Source organism: Streptomyces sp. NPDC090077 (assembly GCF_044747545.1).
In the GTDB taxonomy this organism is placed as follows: domain Bacteria; phylum Actinomycetota; class Actinomycetes; order Streptomycetales; family Streptomycetaceae; genus Streptomyces.
Genome location: NZ_JBIVEG010000045.1, coordinates 20,375 through 45,655, shown reverse-complemented (window position 1 = coordinate 45,655; position 25,281 = coordinate 20,375). Strand labels below are relative to the sequence as shown.

23 protein-coding genes are annotated in these 25,281 nt (G+C 70.4%); 15 read left to right on the top strand and 8 right to left on the bottom strand.

The window, feature by feature from the left end; all coding sequences use genetic code 11:
• Positions 1–239 precede the first annotated feature (239 nt).
• Positions 240–947 carry a class I SAM-dependent methyltransferase gene (locus ACIPW5_RS37605; protein WP_401255286.1) on the bottom strand — a complete coding sequence of 236 codons (708 nt, stop codon included), beginning with the start codon at positions 945–947 and terminating at the stop codon, positions 240–242.
• Between the two features lie 113 nt (positions 948–1,060).
• Positions 1,061–1,669, bottom strand: a complete 609-nt coding sequence (locus tag ACIPW5_RS37600; RefSeq protein WP_401255283.1) for a DUF3043 domain-containing protein — start codon at positions 1,667–1,669, stop codon at positions 1,061–1,063.
• A 277-nt stretch (positions 1,670–1,946) separates the two neighbouring features.
• On the opposite strand from ACIPW5_RS37600, the gene ACIPW5_RS37595 reads away from it, so the two are divergent.
• Together ACIPW5_RS37595 and ACIPW5_RS37590 are read left to right on the top strand one after the other, a co-directional pair.
• Positions 1,947–2,741, top strand: a complete 795-nt coding sequence (locus ACIPW5_RS37595; protein WP_401255280.1) for a PspA/IM30 family protein — start codon at positions 1,947–1,949, stop codon at positions 2,739–2,741.
• A gap of 14 nt (positions 2,742–2,755) precedes the next feature.
• Positions 2,756–3,034 (top strand): hypothetical protein, encoded by a 279-nt coding sequence (locus ACIPW5_RS37590; protein WP_401255278.1) that lies wholly within the window; start codon positions 2,756–2,758, stop codon positions 3,032–3,034.
• A 51-nt stretch (positions 3,035–3,085) separates the two neighbouring features.
• Here ACIPW5_RS37590 and ACIPW5_RS37585 read toward each other — a convergent pair whose 3' ends face one another.
• On the bottom strand, positions 3,086–3,871 hold the full coding sequence (locus ACIPW5_RS37585) for a hypothetical protein (protein ID WP_401255275.1): 786 nt from the start codon (positions 3,869–3,871) through the stop codon (positions 3,086–3,088).
• Positions 3,872–3,941: 70 nt separating this feature from the next.
• On the opposite strand from ACIPW5_RS37585, the gene cobS reads away from it, so the two are divergent.
• The 3 genes from cobS (at position 3,942) to ACIPW5_RS37570 (ending at position 8,755) form a co-directional block, all read left to right on the top strand.
• Entirely contained in the window at positions 3,942–4,763 is an 822-nt protein-coding gene (gene cobS / locus ACIPW5_RS37580) for an adenosylcobinamide-GDP ribazoletransferase (protein WP_401255273.1), read from the top strand.
• Between the two features lie 25 nt (positions 4,764–4,788).
• Positions 4,789–5,499, top strand: a complete 711-nt coding sequence (locus ACIPW5_RS37575; RefSeq protein WP_401255270.1) for a response regulator — start codon at positions 4,789–4,791, stop codon at positions 5,497–5,499.
• A 145-nt stretch (positions 5,500–5,644) separates the two neighbouring features.
• A complete protein-coding gene (locus tag ACIPW5_RS37570) occupies positions 5,645–8,755 on the top strand; it encodes an efflux RND transporter permease subunit (RefSeq protein ID WP_401255267.1) in 3,111 nt (1,036 codons plus the stop codon).
• A 79-nt stretch (positions 8,756–8,834) separates the two neighbouring features.
• On the opposite strand, the gene nadA is transcribed toward ACIPW5_RS37570, so the two are convergent.
• On the bottom strand, positions 8,835–10,013 hold the full coding sequence (gene nadA, locus ACIPW5_RS37565; protein ID WP_385771584.1) for a quinolinate synthase NadA: 1,179 nt from the start codon (positions 10,011–10,013) through the stop codon (positions 8,835–8,837).
• 351 nt (positions 10,014–10,364) lie between these two features.
• Here nadA and erpA point away from each other — a divergent pair, with 351 nt between their 5' ends.
• Positions 10,365–10,721, top strand: coding sequence for an iron-sulfur cluster insertion protein ErpA (gene erpA, locus ACIPW5_RS37560; RefSeq protein ID WP_030010511.1), 357 nt, complete (start codon positions 10,365–10,367; stop codon positions 10,719–10,721).
• Between the two features lie 75 nt (positions 10,722–10,796).
• Here erpA and ACIPW5_RS37555 read toward each other — a convergent pair whose 3' ends face one another.
• The gene (locus tag ACIPW5_RS37555) at positions 10,797–12,227 is read right to left on the bottom strand and encodes a hypothetical protein (RefSeq protein ID WP_401255263.1); all 1,431 of its coding nucleotides are present in this window, start codon (positions 12,225–12,227) and stop codon (positions 10,797–10,799) included.
• 244 nt (positions 12,228–12,471) lie between these two features.
• Positions 12,472–12,687, bottom strand: coding sequence for a hypothetical protein (locus ACIPW5_RS37550; RefSeq protein ID WP_401255260.1), 216 nt, complete (start codon positions 12,685–12,687; stop codon positions 12,472–12,474).
• Positions 12,688–12,818: 131 nt separating this feature from the next.
• Here ACIPW5_RS37550 and ACIPW5_RS37545 point away from each other — a divergent pair, with 131 nt between their 5' ends.
• A complete protein-coding gene (locus tag ACIPW5_RS37545) occupies positions 12,819–13,799 on the top strand; it encodes a carbohydrate kinase family protein (RefSeq protein ID WP_401255257.1) in 981 nt (326 codons plus the stop codon).
• A gap of 345 nt (positions 13,800–14,144) precedes the next feature.
• On the opposite strand, the gene ACIPW5_RS37540 is transcribed toward ACIPW5_RS37545, so the two are convergent.
• A complete protein-coding gene (locus ACIPW5_RS37540; RefSeq protein WP_401255254.1) occupies positions 14,145–15,527 on the bottom strand; it encodes a cysteine desulfurase/sulfurtransferase TusA family protein in 1,383 nt (460 codons plus the stop codon).
• Positions 15,528–15,833: 306 nt separating this feature from the next.
• Between ACIPW5_RS37540 and coxB the strand changes: the two genes are divergently transcribed.
• The 4 genes from coxB (at position 15,834) to ACIPW5_RS37520 (ending at position 20,304) form a co-directional block, all read left to right on the top strand.
• A complete protein-coding gene (coxB, locus tag ACIPW5_RS37535) occupies positions 15,834–16,808 on the top strand; it encodes a cytochrome c oxidase subunit II (RefSeq protein ID WP_401255251.1) in 975 nt (324 codons plus the stop codon).
• On the top strand, positions 16,805–18,535 hold the full coding sequence (gene ctaD / locus ACIPW5_RS37530) for a cytochrome c oxidase subunit I (protein ID WP_125818809.1): 1,731 nt from the start codon (positions 16,805–16,807) through the stop codon (positions 18,533–18,535). The genes coxB and ctaD overlap by 4 nt, the downstream gene beginning before the upstream one ends.
• Complete coding sequence (locus ACIPW5_RS37525; RefSeq protein WP_401255248.1) at positions 18,532–18,930, top strand: cytochrome c oxidase subunit 4; 399 nt, start codon at positions 18,532–18,534, stop codon at positions 18,928–18,930. Before ctaD ends, ACIPW5_RS37525 begins: the two co-directional genes overlap by 4 nt.
• A 126-nt stretch (positions 18,931–19,056) precedes the next feature.
• The gene (locus tag ACIPW5_RS37520; protein WP_401255245.1) at positions 19,057–20,304 is read left to right on the top strand and encodes an Ig-like domain-containing protein; all 1,248 of its coding nucleotides are present in this window, start codon (positions 19,057–19,059) and stop codon (positions 20,302–20,304) included.
• A gap of 98 nt (positions 20,305–20,402) precedes the next feature.
• On the opposite strand, the gene ACIPW5_RS37515 is transcribed toward ACIPW5_RS37520, so the two are convergent.
• Complete coding sequence (locus ACIPW5_RS37515; RefSeq protein ID WP_362468736.1) at positions 20,403–20,804, bottom strand: hypothetical protein; 402 nt, start codon at positions 20,802–20,804, stop codon at positions 20,403–20,405.
• A gap of 186 nt (positions 20,805–20,990) precedes the next feature.
• On the opposite strand from ACIPW5_RS37515, the gene ACIPW5_RS37510 reads away from it, so the two are divergent.
• From ACIPW5_RS37510 to ACIPW5_RS37495, 4 genes are all read left to right on the top strand, one after another.
• Positions 20,991–21,611, top strand: a complete 621-nt coding sequence (locus tag ACIPW5_RS37510) for a heme-copper oxidase subunit III (RefSeq protein ID WP_401255242.1) — start codon at positions 20,991–20,993, stop codon at positions 21,609–21,611.
• 76 nt (positions 21,612–21,687) lie between these two features.
• Positions 21,688–22,497, top strand: a complete 810-nt coding sequence (locus tag ACIPW5_RS37505; RefSeq protein ID WP_007263683.1) for a c-type cytochrome — start codon at positions 21,688–21,690, stop codon at positions 22,495–22,497.
• Positions 22,494–23,552, top strand: a complete 1,059-nt coding sequence (locus tag ACIPW5_RS37500; protein ID WP_401255239.1) for a Rieske 2Fe-2S domain-containing protein — start codon at positions 22,494–22,496, stop codon at positions 23,550–23,552. The genes ACIPW5_RS37505 and ACIPW5_RS37500 overlap by 4 nt, the downstream gene beginning before the upstream one ends.
• Complete coding sequence (locus ACIPW5_RS37495; protein ID WP_401255236.1) at positions 23,549–25,174, top strand: cytochrome bc complex cytochrome b subunit; 1,626 nt, start codon at positions 23,549–23,551, stop codon at positions 25,172–25,174. Before ACIPW5_RS37500 ends, ACIPW5_RS37495 begins: the two co-directional genes overlap by 4 nt.
• Positions 25,175–25,281 lie beyond the last annotated feature (107 nt).

The following is a 25,281-nucleotide window of genomic DNA, read 5'->3' as shown; positions in this document are numbered from 1 at the left end:
CCCCCGCGCCTCAAACGCCGGCGAGGCTATAGATAGCCTCGCCGGCGTTTGAGGCGCGGGCGCGGTAGCGCCGTATGGGTCCGGGCGAAGCCCGGGGAACGGTGGAAGGGTGGGTAGGGGACCCCGGCCCCGCGCAGCGGCGCACGCCGGCCCGCTCCGGACCAGGGCCCCGCTCGGGAAACGCCGGAACCCCGGGGGAGTCCCCCCGGGGTTCCGTGAAGTCAAGCCGCGCCACCGCGCTACCCGCGCACCCCGCACAGGTGCAGCAGTGCCGCCACCCCCCGGTAGGGATCGGTGCGGCCGGCGCGTTCCTCGGCGGCCAGCAGCCGGTCCAGTTCCTCGTCCGGCGGCAGCTCCGCCCCGGCCTCGGTGCCGTCGGTGAAGACGCGGACCCCGTACCAGGTGTTCAGCGGTGCGCCGATGCCCGACAGCGTCGCGGTCAGGTCGGCCAGCCGGTCGGCCCGTACGTCCAGGCCCAGCCGGTTCGTGTAGTCGACGGTGTCGAAGGCGGCCAGCGCTCCCGGCCAGTCGCCCGACAGTCCGGGCCGCAGGGCGAGCGCGTCGCCGTTGCGCACGAGCAGGGACAGCAGCCCGCCGGGGGCGAGCATGCGCGCGAGTCCGGCGAGCATCGCGTCGGGTTCCGACACGTACATCAGCACGCCGTGGCACAGCACCACGTCGAAGCTGCCCGGCTCGAAGTGCGCGCCGGTCTCCCGGCCGTCGCCCTCGACCAGCTCGACCCGGTCGCGGATCCCGGCCGGTTCGGCGGCCAGCGCCGCGTGGGCGACCGCCAGCATGGCGGCGTCCTGCTCCAGGCCGGTGACGCGGTGTCCCGCCCGGGCCAGGCGCAGCGCCTGGGTGCCCTGGCCCATGCCGACGTCGAGGACCCGCAGCCGCTGCCCGACCGGGAAGCGGTGCGTGATCTGTTCCTCGACCTGTCGGCCCACGAGTTCCTGGCGGACGGCGTTGCGCAGTCCGCCCAGTCCCTCCAGCCACAGCCGGGCTCCCCCCGAGAAGCCCTCCCCCGACGATGCCCCTGATGCTCCGGGCGTCGCTCCGGTCAGGGCCGCTCTCCGCGCTTGACCTGCGGCTTGGGCAGGCGCAGGCGACGCATCTGGAGGGTGCGCATCAGACCGTAGGCGACGGCGCCGCGGCGCGGCTCGTCCGGGAAGCGCTCGTTGAGCGCCTTCCGCAGCCGGAACCACAGGCCGATGGAGTCGAGGATGATCAGGACGATCACGCCGAGCCACAGCATCAGGGCGATGTTCTGGATCGAGGGCACCTTGATCATGCTCAGTACGAGGATGATCACGGCCAGCGGCAGGAACATCTCGGCGACCGAGAAGCGCGAGTCCACGTAGTCGCGGACGAAGCGGCGCACCGGGCCCTTGTCACGGGTCGGCAGATAGCGCTCGTCGCCGTTGGCCAGCGCCTCGCGCTGGCGGGCCATCTCTTCGCGGCGACGCTCGCGGGCTCGCTTGGCGTCCTCCTTGCGGTTGCCGGTCGAGGCCACCACGGCCTTGCGCTGCGACTGGGCCACAGCACGCTTCGGCGTCGGGCGGCCCTTCGGGGCCTGCGGGTCACGGGGCTGCGAGGGGCCGGCGCTCACCTTGTCGGTGGCGGAGGCCTTCTCTTCCTTGGAGGAGCGGCTACCAAACACAAAACCCAAGCGTACGTGGTCGGGGCCACGGGCCCCACCCCGGCGGGGAACGATCCGGCAACGGCGGGCGTCTACCGAGTGCGGGACTCGTTCCGGTGCCGGGGATTCCGGGCCGCCGGAACTCCGGGATCACCTACTCCTTACGCCTGATACGGCACCGGGGTACTCGTCCTGGAGGAGGAGCGCATCCGTACTCGAACAGTGCGGTAATAGAGACAGGGCCCGTACTGTGGGTCCTGTCGGTGACCTGGAGCACAGTCCGTCTAGAAGGGGGCGCGCGAAGCCCATGAGCGGTGTCATGAAGCGTATGGGGATGATCTTCCGCGCGAAGGCGAACAAGGCCCTGGACCGGGCCGAGGACCCGCGCGAGACCCTCGACTACTCGTACCAGAAGCAGCTGGAGCTGCTCCAGAAGGTGCGCCGCGGCGTCGCCGACGTGGCGACCTCCCGCAAGCGCCTGGAGCTGCAGCTGAACCAGCTCCAGAGCCAGTCCGCGAAGCTGGAGGACCAGGGCCGCAAGGCCCTCGCCCTGGGCCGCGAGGACCTGGCCCGCGAGGCCCTGTCCCGCCGCTCCTCCCTCCAGCAGCAGGTCAGCGACCTGGAGGTGCAGCACCAGACCCTCCAGGGCGAGGAGGAGAAGCTGACGCTGGCCGCGCAGCGGCTCCAGGCCAAGGTGGACGCCTTCCGTACGAAGAAGGAGACCATCAAGGCCACCTACACGGCCGCCCAGGCGCAGACCCGCATCGCGGAGTCCTTCTCCGGCATCTCGGAGGAGATGAGCGACGTCGGCCTCGCCATCCAGCGGGCCGAGGACAAGACCGCCCAGCTCCAGGCCCGGGCCGGCGCGATCGACGAGCTGCTCGCCTCCGGCGCCCTGGACGACCAGAGCGGTCTCGGCTCCAAGGACGACATCCAGGCCGAGCTGGACCGCCTCTCCGGCGGCACGGACGTGGAGCTGGAGCTCCAGCGGATGAAGGCCGAGCTGGCCGGCGGCCCGTCCGCCCAGCAGCAGGCCATCGAGGGCGGCGCCCCGGGCACCGCCCAGCCGCACCAGTCCCAGCACCGGTTCGACAAGCAGTAGGACAGGGGCCCGTCATGATTGTCCGCATCATGGGGGAGGGCCAGGTCGAGCTGGCCGACGCGCACCTCGCCGAGCTCAACAAGCTGGACGACGAGCTCCTCGAAGAGATGGAGAGCGGTGACGAGGCGGGCTTCCGGCGCACGCTGGGCGCCCTGCTCGACGCCGTCAGGCGCCTGGGCAGTCCGCTGCCGGACGACGCGCTGGAGCCGTCCGAGCTGATCCTGCCCGCACCCGACGCCACGCTGGCGGAGGTGCGGGAGATGCTCCGCGACGACGGCCTCATCCCGGGCTGAAGCCGCCGGGCCCCCGGGGCCACCGACACCGCGCAGGACCCGTCCCGTACGTCAGGGGACGGGTCCTCCGTGCTGTTCGCGCCGCTCGGCGGGGTGCTTCTCCGGGTCGGAGAGCCCGCTGATGAAGTTCTCGAACTTGCGCCGCGGCCGGGCCCAGCGCCGGTCGTGGTGGAAGGCCCGCAGCCCCGCCCTGGCCCGCGCGCGCGGGCGGCGGGCGTAGAAGCGCTTGGCGTACGGGGACCCGGGCCGGGCCAGGCGCACCGCCCCGATCAGTGCCACGAAGGGGATCACCAGCCCGAATATCGCGGTGCGCGGCTTCCCCTTCCACAGGGCGATCAGGGCGAGGAAGAAGTTGGTGGCGGTGTTCATGACGACGAGCCCGCGGCTGTGCCGCTCCTCCGGGGAGAGCTCGTTGACCCCGAACGGCAGGAAGCCGCCCAGCACCAGCGCGACCACCGCGGCCGTCAGCACCACGATCTCCACGCTCTTGCGGCCCTGTTCGCTCCAGTAGACGTCGTCCAGGTGCAGGATCAGCGCGAACTCGTCGAGCACCAGGCCCGCCCCGAGGCCGAAGAGGACCGCCGACAGGCCCGCGCCGAAGCTGTGCCCGCCGCTGCCGACCGCCCCGAACCCGCCGATGATCACGAGGACCACTCCGGGCACCACGTGGTGGACGTGCAGACCGCCCGGGGTGATGTTCTTGAAGGGCCCCCGGCCGGCCCGGATCAGCCTCGTGATCACCCGGGTGACCAGGAACGACAGCACGAAGGACAGCAGGGCCAGCAGCAGGGGGAGCTTGCCCGGCTCGATGATGTTGCGTTCCCACCAGTGACCCACGACACCAGCTCCCGATATGACACGTATTGAGCAATTTACCGCCCACCGTAAGCGGGTAGCGTTCGCGCCGATGACAGACTCGACCGATGATCCACTGCCGCAGCCGCCCGCGGAACGCGCCTCCCTCCCCGACGGGATCCGCTTCGCCTTCGGCACGCTGACCGTCCTCCCCGCGCGCATCACCCGCTGGGACCGGCCCGCCGCCCGCACGGGCATGGCCTGCGCCCCGCTCGCCGGCCTCGCCGTCGGCCTGCTCGCCGCCGTCCCCGGGACGCTCCTGCTGCTCCTCGGCGGCGGCCCGCTGCTCGCCGCGGCCGTCACCGTCGCCGTACCGGCGGCGCTCACCCGCGGACTCCACCTGGACGGCCTGGCCGACACCGCCGACGGGCTCGGCAGCGCCAAGCCCGCCGAGGACGCCCTGCGGATCATGAAGCAGTCCGACATCGGCCCCTTCGGGGTGATCTCCCTCCTGGTCGTCTTCCTCGTCCAGGCGGCCGCCCTCGCCAACGCCTACGCCGACAGCTGGATCCGGGGCGCCCTGGCCGCCGTGCTCGCCGCCGTCACCGCCCGCCTCGCGATGACCCTGGCCTCCCGCGACGGGGTCCCCGCCGCCCGGCCCGAAGGGCTCGGCGCGGCGGTGGCCGGCGTGGTCCCCCACAGGGTGGCCGCCCGGGTCGCGGCCGCGGTCGTCGCCCTCGCCGCCCTCGCCGCCCTCCCGGCCGGCCTGCTCGCCGCCGCGCAGCACGCGGCTGCCGTCCTCGCGGGCCTGCTCGCCGCCGAACTCCTGCTCCGCCGCTGCGTCCGCCGCTTCGGCGGGGTCACCGGGGACGTCTTCGGCGCCGTCTGCGAGGTCGCCGCGACCGCCGTCCTGGTGGTCCTCGCCCTCGGCTGACCCCGGCCGCGCCTACCCTGGCGCCATGACCGATCCCGCCGCCGGCCCCGCCCGCATCCGCGTCCTGCTCGCCGACGACCAGGCGCTGCTGCGCAGCGCGTTCAAGGTGCTCGTCGACTCCGAGCCCGACATGGAGGTCGTCGGCGAGGCCTCCGACGGAGCCCAGGCGTACGACCTCGCCCGTGAGCGGCGGGCCGACGTCGTCCTCATGGACATCCGGATGCCCGGCACCGACGGGCTCGCCGCCACCCGCATGATCAGCGCGGACCCGGAGCTGTCGGGCGTACGCGTCGTCATGCTGACCACCTTCGAGGTGGACGAGTACGTGGCCGCGGCCCTGCGCGCCGGAGCCTCCGGCTTCCTCGGCAAGGGCGCCGAGCCCGACGAGCTCCTCAACGCCATCCGCGTGGCCCACGCCGGCGAGGCGCTGCTCTCCCCGGCCGCCACCAAGGGGCTCATCGCCAGCTTCCTGGCCCAGGGCGGCCGTGCCGACGCCCCCGCCGCCGGCTCCGCCCACGCCGAACGGCTCGGCGCGCTGACCGGACGCGAGCGCGAGGTCCTCGTGCACGTCGCCGGCGGACTGTCCAACGACGGCATCGCCGCCCGGCTGGAGGTGAGCCCGTTGACGGTGAAGACCCACGTCAACCGGGCCATGGCCAAGCTCGGCGCCCGCGACCGGGCGCAATTGGTGGTCATCGCGTACGAATCGGGACTGGTCCGGCCGCGCGCCGAATGACCTGCGGGGGAGCGCAGTAGGGCGGAGTACTGCGGACGCGGTATGCCGGACATAAGGACGGCACCTGGGAGCGACGCAGGGGGCCCGCCGGGTGCGGAAGGCTGGCAGGGTCCTCGCGAACGACCAGCAGAGAGATCCCACGCCCATGTCCTGGCTGTCACGGTTCAGCCTCGCGCAGAGAGCGCTGGTCGGCCTCGTGTCGATCGTGGCGCTCCTGTTCGGCGCCATAGCCATCCCGCAGCTCAAGCAGCAGCTGCTGCCCTCCATCGAACTCCCGATGGTCTCCGTGCTCGCGCCGTACCAGGGCGCCTCGCCCGACGTGGTCGAGAAGCAGGTCGTCGAGCCGATCGAGAACACCCTCAAGGGCGTCGACGGCATCACCGGCATCACCTCGACCGCCAGCGAGGGCAACGCCCTCATCCGCGCCACCTTCGACTACGGCGACAGCGGCACCAAGCAGCTCGTCGCCGACGTCCAGCAGGCCGTCAACCGGGCCCGCGTCCGGCTGCCCGCCGAGGTGGACCCGCAGGTGGTGGCCGGCTCCACCGACGACATCCCGACCGTCGTCCTCGCCGTCACCTCCGACAAGGACCAGCAGGCGCTCGCCGACCAGCTGAACCGTTCCGTCGTCCCCGTCCTGGAGGACATCGACGGCGTCGGCCAGGTCAGCGTCGACGGCGTGCGCGACCTCCAGGTCACCATCACCCCCGACAACGCCAAGCTCGCCGCCGCCGGCCTCGACGGCGCCGCGCTCGCCGAGGGCCTCAAGGCGGGCGGTACGACCGTCCCCGCAGGCTCCTTCGACGAGCAGGGCAGGAACCGCACCGTCCGCGTGGGCTCCGGCTATACCTCGCTCGCCCAGCTGGAGGACCTCCGGCTGACCGCGGGCCCCGGCAAGCCCGTCGTCCGCCTCGGTGACGTCGCCGCGGTCAGGCAGGAGCCGGCCAAGGCCGACTCCATCACCCGCACCAACGGGAAGCCCAGCCTGGCCCTCGTCCTCACCATGGACAAGGACGGCAGCGCCGTCGCCATCTCCGACGCCGTCAAGGACAAGCTCCCCGAGCTGCGCTCCACGCTCGGCTCCGGCGCCGAGCTGACCGTCGTCAGCGACCAGGGACCGGCCGTCGCCCGCTCCATCTCGGGTCTGACCACCGAGGGCCTGCTCGGCCTCGTCTTCGCCGTCATCGTGATCCTGGTCTTCCTGGCCTCGATCCGCTCGACGCTGGTCACCGCGGTCTCCATCCCGCTGTCCGTGGTGCTCGCGCTGATCGTGCTGTGGACCCGCGACCTGTCGCTCAACATGCTGACGCTGGGCGCCCTCACCATCGCCATCGGCCGGGTCGTCGACGACTCGATCGTGGTCCTGGAGAACATCAAGCGCCACCTCGGCTACGGCGAGGAGCGCGAGGCCGCGATCACCACCGCGGTCAAGGAGGTCGCCGGCGCGGTCACCTCCTCCACCCTGACGACCGTCGCCGTCTTCCTGCCCATCGGCCTCGTCGGCGGCATGATCGGCGAGCTGTTCGGTTCCTTCTCGCTCACCGTCACCGCCGCCCTGCTGGCCTCGCTGCTGGTGTCCCTGACGGTCGTGCCGGTGCTCTCGTACTGGTTCCTGCGCGCCCCGAAGGGCACGTCGGAAGATCCCGGGAAGGCCCGCCGGGAGGCGGAGGAGAAGGAGGCCAACAGCCGCCTCCAGCGCCTCTACGTGAAGGTCCTCGGCTTCGCCACCCGCCGCCGGCTGAGCAGCGTCGCGATCGCGGTCGTCGTCTTCGTCGCCACCCTCGGGATGACCCCGCTGCTGAAGACGAACTTCTTCGACCAGGGCGACCAGGACGTCCTGACGGTCAAGCAGGAACTGCCGGCCGGCACCTCGCTGGCCGCCTCCGACGAGGCCGCCCGCAAGGTGGAGAAGGCCCTGGACGGCATCGAGGGCGTCAAGGACCACCAGGTCACCGTGGGCTCCTCCGGGTTCCTCGCGGCCTTCGGCGGCGGTACGGGCACCAACCAGGCCTCCTTCCAGGTCACCCTGGACGACGCCGGGCAGTCCGACGCCGTCAAGCAGCGCATCCAGGACGCCCTCGGCAAGCTCCAGGGCATCGGCGACACCTCCATCTCGGCCGGCGGCGGCTTCGGCAGCCAGAACCTGAGCGTGGTCGTCAAGGCGGGCGACGGCGCCGTCCTCGCCAAGGCGGCCGAACAGGTCCGCGCCGAGGTGGCCACCCTGAAGGACGTCACCGACGTCCAGAGCGACCTGGCGCAGTCGGTGCCCCGGATCTCGGTCACCGCCACCCCGAAGACCGCGGAGGCGGGCCTCAACCAGGCCGCGCTGGGCGCGATCGTCGCGCAGGCCGTCCGCGGCAACCCGGTGGGCAAGGCCGTGCTCGACAACACCGAGCGGGACGTCGTCATCCGCTCCGCGCAGCCGGCCGCCACCCTGGCCGAGCTCCGTGCCCTGCCGGTCGGCCCCGCCAAGCTCGGCGACATCGCCGAGGTGCAGGAGGTCCCCGGCCCGGTCGCGATGACCCGGATCGACGGCGCCCGCGCCGCCACCATCACCGCCAAGCCGGTCGGCGACAACACGGGCGCGGTCAGCTCCGCGCTCCAGACCAAGCTCAAGGCCCTGGACCTGCCCGAGGGCGCCACCGCCGCCATCGGCGGGGTCTCCGAGGACCAGGACGAGGCCTTCGCCTCGCTGGGCCTGGCCATGTTCGCGGCCATCGCGATCGTGTTCATGCTGCTGGTCGCGACCTTCCGCTCGCTGATCCAGCCGCTGATCCTGCTGGTGTCCATCCCCTTCGCGGCCACCGGCGCGCTGGGCCTGCTCATCGTCACCGGCACCCCGATGGGCGTCCCGGCGATGATCGGCATGCTGATGCTCATCGGCATCGTGGTCACCAACGCGATCGTCCTGATCGACCTGGTCAACCAGTACCGGGCACAGGGCCTCGGCGTCGTCGAGGCGGTCGTCGAGGGCGGCCGCCACCGTCTGCGCCCGATCCTGATGACGGCCCTGGCGACGATCTTCGCCCTGCTCCCGATGGCGCTGGGCGTCACCGGCGAGGGCGGGTTCATCTCGCAGCCGCTCGCGGTGGTCGTGATCGGCGGCCTGGTCAGCTCGACCCTGCTGACCCTGCTCCTGGTGCCGACGCTCTACACCATGATCGAGCTCCGCAAGGAGCGCCGCCGGGCGAAGAAGAAGGCCCGCCTGACGGTGGTCCCGACCCCGTCGGCGGACGAGACCCCGGTCGGGGTCTGACCGACGCGCGAAAGGGGCCCCGGGCCGGCGTCACCGACGCCGGCCCGGGGCCCCTTCGTACTGCGTTCCGCGCGGATCCCTACGGGAGGGCGAGCATGCGCTCCAGGGCGAGCTTCGCGAAGCTCTCCGTCTCCTTGTCGACCTGGATCCGGTTGACGAGGTTGCCCTCGGCCAGGGACTCCAGGGTCCACACCAGGTGCGGGAGGTCGATGCGGTTCATCGTCGAGCAGAAGCAGACCGTCTTGTCGAGGAAGACGACCTCCTTGCCCTCCGGGGCGAATCGATTCGCCAGGCGGCGGACCAGGTTCAGCTCGGTGCCGATGGCCCACTTGGAGCCGGCCGGGGCCGCCTCCAGCTGCTTGATGATGTACTCCGTCGAGCCGACGTAGTCCGCGGCCGCCACGACCTCGTGCTTGCACTCGGGGTGCACGAGCACGTTCACGCCCGGGATGCGCTCGCGCACGTCGTTGACCGAGTCCACCGAGAACCGGCCGTGGACCGAGCAGTGGCCGCGCCACAGGATCATCTTGGCGTCCCGCAGCTGCTGGGCGGTCAGGCCGCCGTTCGGCTTGTGCGGGTTGTAGAGGACGCAGTCGTCCAGGGACATGCCCATGTCGCGGACGGCGGTGTTGCGGCCCAGGTGCTGGTCCGGGAGGAAGAGCACCTTCTCACCCTGCTCGAAGGCCCACTCCAGGGCCTTCTTCGCGTTGGACGAGGTGCAGATCGTGCCGCCGTGCTTGCCGGTGAAGGCCTTGATGTCGGCGGAGGAGTTCATGTACGAGACGGGGACCGTCGCACCGGCGACACCGGCCTCGGTCAGCACGTCCCAGCACTCCGCGACCTGCTCGGCGGTGGCCATGTCGGCCATCGAGCAGCCGGCCGCGAGGTCGGGCAGGACGACCTTCTGGTCGTCCGACGTCAGGATGTCCGCCGACTCGGCCATGAAGTGCACGCCGCAGAAGACGATGTACTCGGCCTCCGGCTTGGCGGCCGCGTCCTTGGCCAGCTTGAAGGAGTCGCCGGTGACGTCGGCGAACTCGATGACCTCGTCACGCTGGTAGTGGTGGCCGAGGATGAAGACCTTGTCGCCGAGCTTCTCCTTGGCGGCGCGGGCGCGGGCCACCAGGTCCGGGTCGGACGGTGAGGGCAGGTCGCCGGGGCATTCCACCCCGCGCTCGCTCTTGGGGTCGGCCTCACGGCCGAGCAGCAGCAGGGCAAGGGGCGTCGGCTGGACGTCCAAAGGCTGGGCGGTGGTCACGACACGCACCCTTTCTGTTCTGCGACAAGGAAATCTGGGACTGCGGGGGGCTTTGGTGGGGCTTTGATCGACACTTCTCGTCTATATGACGCTATCTATCATAACCGCTTCACGTCACTTTGACGATGCCGATAGTGTCGATGTGACGCATTCGCCTGGTGCGGGGTACGCCACTCCACCGGTCCTCGTCGCGGGGTCCACCGGACCGCCGGGGTGTGCGAGCATGAATCGAGAAAACAAAGGCGCCGGACCCGGAATGAAACCGCGGTCCCGCTGGTTGCCATCGACGGCAAGAGTCCGACGTTTCCCCAGCCACCGGCGGGGAGCCGCCCACTTCGGGAGTGAATGCAGATGTCCGTACAGGACGACAAGACCACTGTGAGCGACGGCATCCTCCTGTCCGACGCCGCCGCCGAGAAGGTCCGTACCCTGCTGGAGCAGGAAGGCCGCGATGACCTCGCGCTGCGCGTCGCCGTCCAGCCCGGCGGCTGCTCCGGCCTGCGCTACCAGCTCTTCTTCGACGAGCGCTCCCTCGACGGCGACGTCGTCAAGGACTTCGACGGGGTCAAGGTCGTCACCGACCGCATGAGCTCCCCGTACCTGCACGGCGCCTCGATCGACTTCGTCGACACCATCGAGAAGCAGGGCTTCACGATCGACAACCCGAACGCCACCGGCTCCTGCGCCTGCGGCGACTCGTTCAGCTAAGCCTGCACGCGGAAGGGCCCGCGCCCGGTCGGAGGCGACCGGGCGCGGGCCCTTCCGCGTTCCGGGCCCCCGGCCCTACTGGCGGGGGAGCGGCTTGCCCGACGTGGCGTCGACCACCTTGCGGTCGCCGAGCGGCTGCTGGAGCGTCGCCGTCAGGGCCATCTCCTGCGCGATCATGATGCAGGCCTGGCCGGGCTTGTTCGGGGTGTCCGTGATCTTCACCAGGACCGAAGCCGCCTCCTCCCGCGCCTCCAAGGTGTAGGTGCTGCACACCCCGCCCCAGAAGTTCACCGTCAGCGTCCGGTCGGCCTGGGCGTACGAGAACCCCGGCACGGTGTGCGCCGTCGGCGGCACCGGGCTGCCGGCGTCTTCCGCCGCGGCCGGCTGGACCACCGTGCGGCCCGGCTTGCCCTGCGCTCCCGCCACCTCGAACAGCCAGGCCGGCACCAGGCCCCGCCCGCCGTCGACCGTCCCCGCGACCAGCCCCAGGACGGCCCCCCGCACGCTCTCGGTCCGCGGCGGCTTCATCGGCCGCGGCTCCGGGTTGCACGGCAGGGTGTCCGTCGCGCCCGTCGGCGTGTCCGGGGTCAGTGGCACCGTGGTCGCGCAGCCGCTCGGCCCGGGGCCGGTGCCGTCACCGCCGCCCTTCGCCGCCGCGTTGAGCCGCTCCAGCGCCTCGGCAGCCCCGACGACGGCCCGCTCGCCCGCACGGACCGGGACCTTCAGCTCCCCGCTGCCCGCCACCACCGCGCCGTCGGCCCCGACGCTGATCTTGCTGGACCAGCCCTGGGTCGGGAACCCGCCCACCACCGGGTCGGCGCTCACCACCCGGACGGAACCCTGGGTGAGGTGCGCGTCCACCTTCGCGCCCTCCTGCCCGACGGCCGCGAGCACCGGGGCCGCGGCGGCCTTGGCCGCCTCCTCCGAGACGGGCTTCGCCGCGCCCCCGCCCTCCTGGGGCAGGGTGGCCGGGCCGCAGGTGTCCTTGCCGCGCACGCAGTCGTCCCCGGTGCCGCCCCCGGCCTGGTAGCGGGAGAACGCCCAGGTGCCCGGCGCCTTCCGGGTCACCGTGAGCCGGGGCCCGGAGCCGTCGGCGGCCTCGCCCGCCTGCCAGGAGTCGCCGACCAGCCGGGGCACCCCGGCGATCCCGAGCGCCTTCGCGAGCCGGGCCACCTCGTCGGAGCCGACCTCCCCCGACGCGGCGAAGGCGGGCGCGGTGCCCGGCCCGTCGGGCAGCTTCACGTCCGCCCGGTACACCACCGGCCCGCCGGAGGGGTCCGGCTCCCCGGGGGCGATGCCGGGGCCCGTGGGGGACCCGGCCGCACGCGGCGCGACGGCCGCGCTGTCACCCGTACGGGCACCGCCGCCCGAGGCGTCGCCGTACGCCGTCGACGCCCAGTACGCCGTACCACCGCCGGCCAGCAGCACGGCGGCCGCGATCGACCCGACGGCCCAGGCGGGCCGCCGTCGTGTGGCGCGTGATGTGTCGGGTTGTTCGCTGGTCACCGCATCGCTCCTTAGCGTGTCCCGCCGTACGTGATGCGGGTGTGACGCGGCGGCCGCGAAAGCGGTTCCCTCCGATCCGCTAGGCCGTCTCTTTCGGATCTTGCCGGTTGAGCCCGCGTCGTCCGGTGCCGTGCATCGGCGCGTTGGCGGGGCGCCCTTGTACTGGACGTACTCGGGTGCTCCGCCAACGCGGCGAGGTGCGGTGCCGGGCGGCGCGGGTCAGGCCAGATCCGGAAGAGACGGCCTAGTCGCCGTACGCGGCCGTGCCGGCGATCAGCCGGGCGGAGGCGGGCGGCACGCGCACACCGTGGATCTGCGACGGCGCCACCCGCCCCGGCCGGGCCTCCCGCTCCACGGCCCAGTGCGGGGCCATCCGGGCGCAGTCGCCGAGCAGCCGTGCGAAGCCGGGCCGCGTGTCGGAGGCGTGGTCCGCGTACCCGAAGCCATCGGTATAGGTCATGGGGGCACCGTATGGGCGCCATCCTGGGCGAAGGAAGTCCTACTACGGGGTAGTTTCGCCGGGTCGGCCGGAGGGTGCGGACCAGGTAGCGTTGAATGTCACCCGCCGTCATCCGCAGGAGCATCCACGCCGTGCGCATCGCAGTCACCGGCTCCATCGCCACCGACCACCTCATGACCTTCCCGGGCCGCTTCGCCGACCAGTTCGTCGCCGACCAGCTCCACACGGTCTCCCTCTCCTTCCTCGTCGACAACCTCGACGTGCGGCGGGGCGGCGTCGGCCCGAACATCTGCTTCGGCATGGGCCAGCTCGGCACCCGCCCGATCCTCGTCGGCGCCGCCGGCTCGGACTTCGACGAGTACCGCGCATGGCTGGACCGGCACGGGGTCGACACCGAGTCCGTCCGGATCTCCGAGGTCCTGCACACCGCCCGCTTCGTCTGCACCACGGACGCCGACCACAACCAGATCGGCTCCTTCTACACGGGCGCGATGAGCGAGGCCCGGCAGATCGAGCTCAAGGCCGTCGCCGACCGCGTGGGCGGCCTCGACCTCGTCCTCATCGGCGCCGACGACCCCGAGGCGATGCTCCGCCACACGGAGGAGTGCCGCACCCGCGGGATCCCCTTCGCGGCGGACTTCTCGCAGCAGATCGCCCGGATGGACGGCGAGAACATTCGCACCCTGATGGAGGGCGCGACGTACCTCTTCTCGAACGAGTACGAGAAGGGCCTCATCGAGTCGAAGTCCGGCTGGACCGACGAGGAGATCCTCGCCAAGGTCGGCACCCGCGTCACCACCCTCGGCGCGCAGGGCGTGCGCATCGAGCGGGTCGGCCACGAGCCGATCCTCGTCGGCTGCCCCGAGGAGAACGCGAAGGTCGACCCGACCGGCGTCGGCGACGCGTTCCGCGCCGGCTTCCTGACCGGCCTCGGCTGGGGCGTCGGCCTGGAGCGGGCCGCGCAGGTCGGCTGCATGCTGGCCACCCTGGTGATCGAGACCCTGGGCACGCAGGAGTACACCCTGGCCCGTGCCCACTTCATGGAGCGCTTCACGAAGGCCTACGGGGACGAGGCCGCCGCCGAGGTCCGCGCGCACCTCTCCGCTTCCTGACGCGCCGCGCCCCTTCTTTGACGCGCCGCTCGCGCGGCTCGGCCCCTGGGGGCCTCACCGGCTTCGCGCCGCTGCGACAGCCTCCGGCTGTCGGATGCGGGGCGGGGCCGGTTCGCGTTGCGGGGCCGGTGGGTCGGGTGCGGGTGCGTTGCCGCTGCGCGGAGCAGGGTCCCCTACCCGCCCTTCCACCGTTCCCCGGGCGCTGCCCGGACCCGCGCCTCAAACGCCGGCGGGGCTGATATCAGCCTCGCCGGCGTTTGAGGCGCGGGGTCTGGGGCGGAGCCCCAGGGAACGGGCGAAGGGTGGGTAGGGGACCCAGCCCCGCGCAGCGGCCCGTCCGGAAGGTCACGCCCCCCGGCGGACCCGGTACGCCACGCCCGTCGCGCGCGGGCTCTCGCCCAGGTACGCGTGCCCCCGCATCGCGCACCACGCCGGGATGTCCAGGCGGGCCACCTCGTCGTCCGAGAGGACGGTGACGGTCCCGCCGACCGGGACCGTCACGATGGCGCGGGCCAGCTCGATCACCGGCTGGGGGCAGCGCAGCCCCAGCGCGTCGACCTCCACCGCGTCCGCCACCGGGGCGGCGGCCGCGGCCGGGTCCGGGACGCCGAGCTTCTCCCGTACGCCCGCCACCGCGGCCGGCAGGACCTCCAGGAAGCCGTTGACCTCGTCGGCGGAGGTGCCCGGCGGCAGGGAGACGCGTACGTTCCCCTCCGACAGCACCCCCATCGCCCGCAGCACGTGACTGGGGGTCAGCGTGGAGCTGGTGCAGGAGGAGCCGGAGGAGACCGAGTAGCCGGCCCGGTCCAGCTCGTGCAGCAGGGTCTCCCCGTCGACGTAGAGGCAGGAGAAGGTGACCAGGTGGGGCAGGCGCCGGTCGGCGTCCCCGACCACCTCCACGTCGGGCACCAGCCGCACCACCCGCCGCCGCAGCCGGTCCACCAGGATCCGCAGCCGGGCCGCCTCCGCGTCGGCCTCCGCCCGTACGGCCCGCAGCGAGGCGGCCGCCGCGACGATCGCGGGGAGGTTGGCGAAGCCGGGGGAGCGGCCCGACTCCCGTTCGTCGGCGGGGCCTTGGGGGGAGAAGCGGACCCCCTTGCGGACGGCGAGCAGGCCCACCCCGGGCGGGCCGCCCCACTTGTGGGCGCTGGCCGCGAGGACGGACCAGGCGCCCTCCACCCGGCCCCAGCCCAGCGACTGGGCGGCGTCCACGAGCAGCGGCACGCCGGCGGCCCCGCAGACCTCGGCCACCTCGGAAACCGGCTGGACCGTGCCCACCTCGTGGTTGGCCGACTGGAGGCACGCCAGAGCCGTGGTGGAGCCGAGCGCGGCCTCGTACCCGGCGGCCGAGACCGCGCCGAGCCGGTCCACCGGAACCTCCGTCACCGTGCCGCCGGCCGCCGCGTGCGCGTCCGCCGCGTGGAGTACGGAGCTGTGCTCCACCGCCGACACGACCAGATGGCGGCCGGCCCGGCGGCGGCCCGCGAGCACGCCCGCCATGCCCGTGTGAACCGCGTGCGTCCCCGAAGGAGTGAACACGAGCTCGTCGGCGCGGCATCCCACCGCCTCGGCCGCTGCCTCGCGCGCCGCGTCCAGCAGCAGCCTGGCCCGCCGCCCCTCCCGGTACAGCCGGGCGGGGTCCGCCCAGCCCTCGTCCAGGGCGGCCTGGAGGGCCTGCCGGGCCACGGGGTGCAGGGGAGCGGCGGACGCGGTGTCGAAGTACGGCATCCGGCCACGGTAGATGGTGGCCGGCGCGGGGGCCGGACCCCGCCCCGCGGCCGGCGGCTTCAGGGACCGTCAGATGCCGTCCGCGGTGCGCCGTTCAGGGCCGTTCGGCCCGTCCCCCGTACGGCGGATCCATCCCTTCGGGGGCAGTAGCGGCGCGTTGGGCACCCTCCCCGCGCGACCCCAAATAGCGTCCAGTAGGGTTTGGTCCGCATAAACATCCAAACCCCTGCCTGCGTCAGGGCCGGCGACCGACCCGAACACGGCCGCGGCCGGCCGCGCGGGCCGAGACTCTCGGGAAGGCGCTACGTGAGTCCCTACGGCTCCGACCGCTCGCCGCGGCGCCCGATGCGGCGGAAGCTGCTGCAGGCGCTGACTGCGGGCGTGGTCCTGGCGACCGCCACTGGTTGCTCGTACACCTGGAAAGACTTCCCCCGCCTCGGAATGCCCACCCCGGTCACGGAGGAGGCGCCTCGCATCCTCTCCCTGTGGCAGGGATCCTGGGCGGCCGCTCTCATCACGGGCATCCTGGTGTGGGGCCTGATCATGTGGAGCGTCATCTTCCACCGGCGTAGCCGGACGAAGATCGAGGTCCCCGCGCAGACCCGGTACAACATGCCCATCGAGGCGCTGTACACCGTGGTCCCGCTCATCATCGTCTCGGTGCTCTTCTACTTCACCGCGCGTGATGAGTCGAAGCTGCTCTCCCTCTCCAAGAAGCCGGCGCACACGATCAACGTGATCGGCTTCCAGTGGAGCTGGGGCTTCAACTACGTCGAGAACGTCGACGGCGATGCCGCGACCCCGAAGGCCGGCGAGACCCCCAAGGAGCTCGCCTCCCTGCCGGACCGCTTCATCAAGGACTTCCCGGCGGGCGCCGAGGGCGTCTACGAGAAGGGCGTTCCCGGCGACCGGAACCCGCAGACCGGCAACCCTGGGCCGACGCTGTACCTGCCCAAGGGCGAGAAGGTCCGCTTCATCCTGTCGTCGAACGACGTCATCCACTCGTTCTGGGTGGTGCCCTTCCTGTTCAAGCAGGACGTCATCCCCGGCCACACCAATGTCTTCGAGGTCACCCCGACCCAGGAAGGCACCTTCATGGGCAAGTGTGCCGAGCTCTGCGGTGTCGACCACTCCCGCATGCTCTTCAACGTGAAGGTCGTCTCTCCGGAGAAGTACCGCGCGCACCTGAAGGAGCTGGCGGAGAAGGGTCAGACCGGCTTCCTGCCGGCCGGCATCAAGCAGACTGACCCCGCCCGGAATGCGGAGACGAACAAACTGTGAGCATCCTCAACGAATCCCAGGGTGCCGCCGCAGCTGACTCGTACGAGAACGAGCTGCCGGTACGGCGCAAGCAGCCGGGCAACGTGGTCGTGAAGTGGCTCACCACCACCGACCACAAGACCATCGGCACGATGTACCTGGTCACGTCGTTCGTGTTCTTCATCATCGGCGGGATCATGGCGCTCTTCATGCGCGCCGAGCTGGCCCGACCGGGCACGCAGATCATGTCGAACGAACAGTTCAACCAGGCGTTCACCATGCATGGCACGATCATGCTGCTGATGTTCGCGACCCCGCTGTTCGCCGGTTTCGCCAACTGGATCATGCCGCTGCAGATCGGTGCGCCCGACGTGGCGTTCCCGCGGCTGAACATGTTCGCGTACTGGCTGTACCTCTTCGGCTCGACCATCGCGGTCGCCGGCTTCGTCACCCCCTCGGGTGCGGCCGACTTCGGCTGGTTCGCCTACTCCCCGCTGTCGGACGCCGTCCGCTCGCCGGGCATCGGCGCCGACATGTGGATCATGGGTCTGGCCTTCTCCGGCTTCGGCACGATCCTCGGCTCGGTCAACTTCATCACCACGATCATCTGCATGCGCGCTCCGGGCATGACGATGTTCCGCATGCCGATCTTCACCTGGAACGTGCTGCTGACCGGTGTCCTGGTCCTGCTGGCCTTCCCGGTCCTCGCCGCCGCGCTCTTCGCGCTGGAGGCCGACCGGAAGTTCGGTGCACACGTCTTCGACGCGGCCAACGGTGGCGCACTGCTGTGGCAACACCTCTTCTGGTTCTTCGGACACCCAGAGGTGTACATCATCGCGCTGCCGTTCTTCGGCATCATCTCCGAGGTCATCCCGGTCTTCTCGCGCAAGCCGATGTTCGGTTACATCGGTCTGATCGCCGCGACGATCGCGATCGCCGGTCTGTCCGTGACGGTGTGGGCCCACCACATGTACGTCACCGGCGGTGTGCTGCTGCCGTTCTTCTCCTTCATGACCTTCCTGATCGCGGTACCGACCGGTGTGAAGTTCTTCAACTGGATCGGCACCATGTGGAAGGGCTCGTTGTCCTTCGAGACCCCGATGCTCTGGGCCGTCGGCTTCCTGATCACCTTCACCTTCGGTGGTCTGACCGGCGTCATCCTGGCCTCGCCCCCGATGGACTTCCACGTCTCCGACTCGTACTTCGTCGTCGCGCACTTCCACTACGTCATCTTCGGCACCGTGGTCTTCGCGATGTTCTCCGGCTTCCACTTCTGGTGGCCGAAGTTCACGGGCAAGATGCTGGACGAGCGCCTCGGCAAGATCACCTTCTGGACGCTGTTCATCGGCTTCCACGGCACCTTCCTGGTGCAGCACTGGCTGGGCGCCGAGGGCATGCCGCGTCGTTACGCGGACTACCTCGCGGCCGACGGCTTCACCGCGCTGAACACGATCTCCACGATCAGCTCCTTCCTGCTCGGCCTGTCGATGCTTCCGTTCATGTACAACGTCTGGAAGACCGCCAAGTACGGCAAGAAGATCGAGGTCGACGACCCGTGGGGCTACGGCCGTTCGCTCGAATGGGCGACGTCCTGCCCGCCGCCGCGGCACAACTTCCTCACCCTGCCGCGCATCCGCAGTGAATCGCCGGCGTTCGACCTGCACCACCCGGAGATCGCGGCCCTCGACCACCTCGAGGACCACGCCCCGGCGAAGGCCGTCACCGGTGGCAAGGAGGCCGGCAAGTGAAGATCCAGGGCAAGATGTTCCTCTGGCTCTCCGTCTTCATCCTGATCATGACCGTCGTTTACGGCGTCTGGTCGAAGGAGCCGGTCGGAACCACCGCTCTCGCGCTGGCCTTCGGCCTGAGCGCCATGATCGGCTACTACCTGGCCTTCACGGCCAAGCGCGTGGACGAGATGGCCCAGGACAACCTGGAGGCCGACGTCGCGGACGAGGCCGGCGAGCTGGGGTTCTTCGCCCCGCACAGCTGGCAGCCGCTCTCGCTCGCCATCGGTGGCGCGCTCGCGTTCATGGGCGTCATCTTCGGCTGGTGGCTCATGTACTTCTCGGCCCCGATCATCCTGATCGGCCTGTGGGGCTGGGTGTACGAGTACTACCGCGGTGAGAACCAGAACCAGTAAGCGGTAGCGGTACCAGCGGTACGGAGCAGTGCAGAGGGGCCCGGACACCTTTTCGGAGGAGTCCGGGCCCCTCGTTTGCAGTCACCCCGCGCGCTGGATTTGTCATATCTTCATAGCGTTGGGCCCATGAACCACTCACCGCGTCTTTGGACGGTACTCAGCTGCTCCCTGCTGGTCGCGTCCCTCGGGGCCGGCGCCACCGCATGCGGGTCCGGCGACAACAACCCGCTGTCCGCCCGCCCGTACGACGCGGGCGACCAGGTCGTCTTCAACCAGCCCCCGGGCGGCCGCCCCACCGACCCGGACAAGCCGCTGGAGGTCACCGCCAAGGGAGCCGAGGCGCGGATCACCGACGTGATGGCCGTCGACACCCACGGCCGCCGCCTGGCGGGCGAGCTCTCGGCCAAGGGCGACCGCTGGCACAGCACCGTCCCGATGGCCGCGGGCGTGCGCTACACCGTCCTCGTGAGCACGGAGGACCAGCGCGGCGCCCCGGGGCAGCGCACGCTGACTTTCGAGACCACCCCGGCCAAGAAGGTCCTCAAGGTCGAATTCGGCCCGGACGAGGGTAAGTACGGCGTCGGACAGCCCCTCACGGCCGAGCTCAACGAACCCGTCAAGGACAAGGCCGCCCGCGCCATCGTCGAACGGGCCCTGGTCGTCGACGCGCCGGCCGGCGTCCAGGGAGCCTGGCACTGGGTGGACGACAAGAACCTGCACTACCGCCCGAAGGACTACTGGCCCGCCCACACCACCGTCTCCGTACGGAGCAACCTGGAGGGCATCAAGGTCTCCGACGAGCTCCACGGGGCCGCGTCCAAGCCGCTGAAGCTGGAGATCGGCGACCGCGTCGAGGTCACCACCGACGCCGCCTCGCACTACCTCACGTTCGAGCGCAACGGCGAAGTGATCAACACCATCCCGGTGACCACCGGCAAGCCCGGCTTCTCCACCCGCAACGGGGTCAAGGTGGTGCTCGGCAAGCAGTACTTCGTCCAGATGCGCGGCGACACCGTCGGCATCGGCGGCAGCGAGTACTACAACCTGCCCGTCTACTACGCCACCCGGGTCACCTGGAGCGGCGAGTACGTGCACGCCGCGCCCTGGTCGGTCGGCTCCCAGGGCTACGAGAACGTCAGCCACGGCTGCACCGGCATGAGCACTGGCAACGCCGCCTGGTTCTACGAGAACATCACCGAGGGCGACATCGTCAGGGTGATCAACAGCATCGGCGACGACATGGACACCTTCGGGAACGGCTTCGGAGACTGGAACATGGAGTGGAAGGAGTGGCGTGAGGGCAGCGCGCTCCTGAAGGGCACCCAGGAAGGCCGCAGCGCCGTCGACCAGGCGCGGCTGCGCCCCACCGTCTGAGAGCCCCGCAGAAGGCCGTACGGGCCCGCGGGCGGCCGAGTCAGGCCGCCCGCGGGCCCGTTTTCACGTACCGGGGCGTCCCGGACGCCCCGGGAGCCTCAGGCGGCCGGTGACAGCCGCGACCGGAGCAGACCCGCGAGGGTGTCGGGGAAGTCGACCGGGTCCACCGGAAGGGTGACCGCCGCGTCCGCCCGGCTCCACGTGGCCAGCCACGCGTCCTGGGGACGCCCCATCAGCAGCAGCACCGGGGGGCACCGGAAGATCTCGTCCTTGATCTGCCGGCACACGCCCATGCCCCCGGCCGGAACCGCCTCGCCGTCCAGCACGCACAGGTCGATGCCGCCCGCGTCCAGCTCCTTGAGGACCGCTGGAAGCGTGGCGCACTCCAGGAACTCCACCGGCGGCAGGTCCGCGGCGGGCCTGCGCCCGGCGGCCAGCCGCACCTGCTCCCGGGTGCCCGCGTCGTCGCTGTAGACCAGAACCCGCGCAGTCGCCCGCATTTCGTCCTCCACCCGGCCGTGAATCACGCTGATGATGCGCGGGATGCTACTCCGTCCGACCCGCTGTCAACATCGGTTCCGCAAGCCTCGCGACCCCTCCTCTGATGGGCCGTTCGGGCCTTGCACACCCCCCTGACACTCCGAACGGCACCCCCCGGGGTGAGGGCGGGATAAGCGACCGACATAATGTCGGTCGTGGCGACAGCAACGACAGTAGATACCGGGCACGCGCACCCGACGGTCAATCGGCCGAACCTCGTCAGCGTCGGAACCATCATCTGGTTGAGTTCCGAGCTGATGTTCTTCGCGGCCCTCTTCGCGATGTACTTCACCCTGCGATCCGTGACGGGCGCCGAGTACTGGACAGAGCAGGCCGCGAGCCTGAACCTGCCCTTCTCGGCGACGAACACCACGATCCTGGTGCTCTCCTCCCTCACCTGCCAGCTCGGCGTGTTCGCCGCAGAGCGCGGTGACGTGAAGAAGCTCCGGTCGTGGTTCATCATCACGTTCGTCATGGGTGCGATCTTCATTGGCGGCCAGGTGTTCGAGTACACCGAGCTGGTCAAGCACGAGGGCATGTCCCTCTCGTCCGGTCCGTACGGCACGGTGTTCTACCTGACCACCGGCTTCCACGGTCTGCACGTGACGGGCGGTCTCATCGCCTTCCTGCTGGTCCTCGGCCGGACGTACGCGGCCAAGAGGTTCACCCACGAACAGGCCACGTCGGCCATCGTCGTGTCCTACTACTGGCACTTCGTCGATGTCGTCTGGATCGGCCTCTTCGCGACGATCTACCTGATCAAGTAGCGAACACGTCGCCGGGTACCGCTCGGCACACCGTCCAGAAACACCGACGCAGAAGATCCTGACACCGGGGTAATCCGTGAAAAAGCTCTCCGCACGACGACGCCATCCGCTGGCGGCGGTCGTCGTTCTACTCTTCGCGCTGGCGGTCACGGGGGGGCTGTACGCCGCCTTCGCGCCCGCGGGCAAGGCGCAGGCCGATGAAACCGCCCAGTCCCTCGCCATCGAGGAGGGCAAGAAGCTCTACGCCGTGGGCTGCGCAAGCTGCCACGGAACCGGCGGTCAGGGTTCCACTGACGGCCCCAGCCTGGTCGGCGTCGGCTCCGCGGCCGTCGACTTCCAGGTGAGCACGGGCCGCATGCCCGCCCAGCAGCCCGGCGCCCAGGTGCCGAAGAAGCCGAACATCTACACCCAGCCCCAGATCGACCAGCTGGCGGCGTACATCGCTTCGCTCGGTGCCGGCCCGATCACGCCGACCGAGAAGCAGTACGACCCGGCCGGTGCCGACATCGCCGCTGGTGGCGAGCTGTTCCGCAACAACTGCGCGCAGTGCCACAACTTCACCGGCGAGGGTGGCGCGCTGACCAACGGCAAGTACGCCCCGAACCTCGAGGACGTCTCGCCGAAGCACATCTACGAGGCCATGCTCACCGGCCCGCAGAACATGCCCTCCTTCCCGGACAGCACCATGCCGGAGAAGCAGAAGAAGGACATCATCGCGTACCTCGAGAACGTCAACGGCGAGAAGTCCACCAGCCCCGGTGGCCTCAAGCTCGGCGGCCTCGGTCCCGTCTCCGAGGGTCTGTTCGGCTGGATCTTCGGTCTGGGTGCGCTGATCGCCGTTGCCGTCTGGGTCGCGGCCCACACCGCTAAGGCCAAGAAGTCATGAGTAGCCAAGACATTCCCGAAGACAAGCACCTGCCGAGCGAGCAGGGCGACGCGCACCACGGTGCCGTAGCGGTCGCGGACGACCCGTTCGCGGACCCCGGCCTCCCGGTCCACAAGCCGCGCATCCAGGACATCGACGAGCGGGCCGCCAAGCGGTCCGAGCGCACGGTCGCGATGCTGTTCACGCTGTCGATGCTGGCCACGATCGGCTTCATCGCCTCGTACGTGGCCCTCCCGGTCGACAAGATCGTGTTCATCTTCCCGATCGGCAAGGTCAGCGCGCTCAACTTCGCGCTCGGCATGACGCTCGGCACGGCCCTGTTCTGCATCGGCGCCGGCGCGGTCCACTGGGCCCGCACGCTGATGTCGGACGTCGAGGTCGCCGACGAGCGCCACGAGATCGCCGCCTCCCCGGAGGTCAAGGCGAAGGTCATGCAGGACTTCGCCGACGGTGCGAACGAGTCCGGCATCGGCCGCCGCCCGCTGATCCGCAACACGATGCTCGGCGCGCTGGCCCTGCTGCCGCTCTCCGCCGTCGTGATCCTGCGCGACCTGGGCCCGCTGCCCGAGGACAAGCTGCGCAAGACCCTGTGGTCCAAGGGCAAGCTGCTCATCAACCAGAACACGATGGAGCCGCTGCGTCCCGAGGACGTCCTGGTCGGTTCGCTGACCTTCGCCATGCCGGAAGGCCTGGAGGAGGACCAGCACGACTTCCAGACCCAGATCGCCAAGGCCGCCCTGATGATCGTCCGCATCAAGCCGGAGGACATCAAGGACAAGCAGGAGCTGGAGTGGTCCCACGAGGGAATCGTGGCCTTCTCCAAGATCTGCACCCACGTCGGCTGCCCGATCAGCCTGTACGAGCAGCAGACGCACCACGTGCTCTGCCCGTGCCACCAGTCCACCTTCGACCTCTCCGACGGCGCCCGTGTCATCTTCGGCCCGGCCGGTCACGCGCTTCCGCAGCTGCGGATCGGCGTGAATGACGAAGGCTTCCTCGAGGCGCACGGCGACTTCGAAGAGCCCGTCGGTCCTGCATTCTGGGAGCGCGGATGAGCACCGCTGACAACAACGCGCGCAACGCGTCGCGCGGCGAGCGCGTAGCCGACTGGGCGGACGGCCGCCTGGGCATCTACGGCCTCGCCAAGGCCAACATGCGCAAGATCTTCCCGGACCACTGGTCCTTCATGCTGGGTGAGATCTGCCTCTACAGCTTCATCATCATCATCCTCACGGGTGTGTACCTGACGCTGTTCTTCCACCCGAGCATGAACGAGGTCGTGTACCACGGCTCGTACGTGCCGATGCAGGGCGTCATGATGTCCGAGGCCTTCGCCTCGACCCTGGACATCAGCTTCGACGTCCGCGGTGGCCTGCTGATCCGCCAGATCCACCACTGGGCGGCGCTGATCTTCGTCGCGGCCATGGTCGTGCACATGATGCGCGTCTTCTTCACCGGCGCGTTCCGCAAGCCGCGTGAGGTCAACTGGATCTTCGGCTTCCTGCTGCTGGTCCTCGGCATGTTCACCGGCTTCACCGGTTACTCGCTGCCGGACGACCTGCTCTCGGGTACCGGTGTCCGCTTCATGCAGGGCGCCATCCTCTCCGTCCCGGTCGTCGGCACCTACCTGTCGATGTTCCTCTTCGGCGGGGAGTTCCCGGGCGGCGACTTCGTCGCACGCTTCTACTCGGTGCACATCCTGCTGCTGCCCGGCATCATGATGGGCCTGCTGGTCGCGCACCTGATCCTGGTGTTCTTCCACAAGCACACCCAGTTCGCCGGCCCCGGCAAGACGAACAACAACGTCGTCGGCATGCCGCTGCTGCCGGTCTACATGGCCAAGGCCGGAGGCTTCTTCTTCCTGGTCTTCGGTGTCATCGCGGCCATCGCGGCGATCGCCTCGATCAACCCGATCTGGGCGCTCGGCCCGTACCGCCCGGACCACGTGTCCACCGGTGCGCAGCCCGACTGGTACATGGGTATGCCGGAAGGCCTCATCCGAGCCATGCCGGGCTGGGAGATCAACCTGTGGGGCCACACGCTCGTCCTGGGCGTGTTCATCCCGCTGCTGCTCTTCCCGCTGGTCCTCGGCGCCATCGCCGTCTGGCCGTTCATCGAGTCCTGGGTCACCGGCGACAAGCGCGAGCACCACATCCTGGACCGCCCGCGCAACGTCCCGACCCGTACGGCCTTCGGTGTCGCCTGGATCTCGGAGTACATCGTGCTCCTCATCGGCGGCGGCAACGACATGTTCGCGCAGTACTTCCACCTGTCGATCAACTCGATCACGTGGTTCGTCCGGATCGGCTTCTTCGTCGTCCCGGTCCTGGCCTTCATCGCCACCAAGCGGATCTGCCTCGGCCTCCAGCGCCGGGACCACGACAAGGTGCTGCACGGTCGCGAGACCGGCATCATCAAGCGTCTGCCGCACGGTGAGTTCGTCGAGGTCCACGAGCCGCTGTCGCAGGGCAAGCTGCACACGCTCACCGCGCACGAGCAGTACCGCCCGGTCGAGATCGGCCCGACGGTCGACGAGAACGGCGTCGAGCGCAAGGTGACGCGCACCGAGAAGCTGCGGGCGAAGCTCAGCAAGGGCTTCTACGCGGAGAACAACCAGATTCCGAAGCCCACGGTGGAGGAGTACCAGGAGATCCAGGCCGGACACGGCCACCACTGATCTCCGGCACGACCGCTTGAGGGACCGGCCCCGCCGGTCCTGGTGTCGCCACGGCGAGAGCCCCGTCCAGTCGCTGGACGGGGCTCTTTGCCGTCCCCCGGGCTGGA

Bases quoted from the DNA above. Each gene is read 5' to 3' on its own strand.
- ACIPW5_RS37495 (WP_401255236.1), top strand. From the start codon at position 23,549: ATGAGCACCGCTGACAACAACGCGCGCAACGCGTCGCGCGGCGAGCGC.
- ACIPW5_RS37595 (WP_401255280.1), top strand. From the start codon at position 1,947: ATGAGCGGTGTCATGAAGCGTATGGGGATGATCTTCCGCGCGAAGGCG.
- erpA (WP_030010511.1), top strand. From the start codon at position 10,365: ATGTCCGTACAGGACGACAAGACCACTGTGAGCGACGGCATCCTCCTG.
- ACIPW5_RS37520 (WP_401255245.1), top strand. From the start codon at position 19,057: ATGAACCACTCACCGCGTCTTTGGACGGTACTCAGCTGCTCCCTGCTG.
- cobS (WP_401255273.1), top strand. From the start codon at position 3,942: ATGACAGACTCGACCGATGATCCACTGCCGCAGCCGCCCGCGGAACGC.
- ACIPW5_RS37510 (WP_401255242.1), top strand. From the start codon at position 20,991: ATGTCGGTCGTGGCGACAGCAACGACAGTAGATACCGGGCACGCGCAC.
- ACIPW5_RS37540 (WP_401255254.1), bottom strand. From the start codon at position 15,527: ATGCCGTACTTCGACACCGCGTCCGCCGCTCCCCTGCACCCCGTGGCC.
- ACIPW5_RS37575 (WP_401255270.1), top strand. From the start codon at position 4,789: ATGACCGATCCCGCCGCCGGCCCCGCCCGCATCCGCGTCCTGCTCGCC.
- ACIPW5_RS37550 (WP_401255260.1), bottom strand. From the start codon at position 12,687: ATGACCTATACCGATGGCTTCGGGTACGCGGACCACGCCTCCGACACG.
- ACIPW5_RS37570 (WP_401255267.1), top strand. From the start codon at position 5,645: ATGTCCTGGCTGTCACGGTTCAGCCTCGCGCAGAGAGCGCTGGTCGGC.
- ACIPW5_RS37515 (WP_362468736.1), bottom strand. From the start codon at position 20,804: ATGCGGGCGACTGCGCGGGTTCTGGTCTACAGCGACGACGCGGGCACC.
- ACIPW5_RS37500 (WP_401255239.1), top strand. From the start codon at position 22,494: ATGAGTAGCCAAGACATTCCCGAAGACAAGCACCTGCCGAGCGAGCAG.
- ACIPW5_RS37590 (WP_401255278.1), top strand. From the start codon at position 2,756: ATGATTGTCCGCATCATGGGGGAGGGCCAGGTCGAGCTGGCCGACGCG.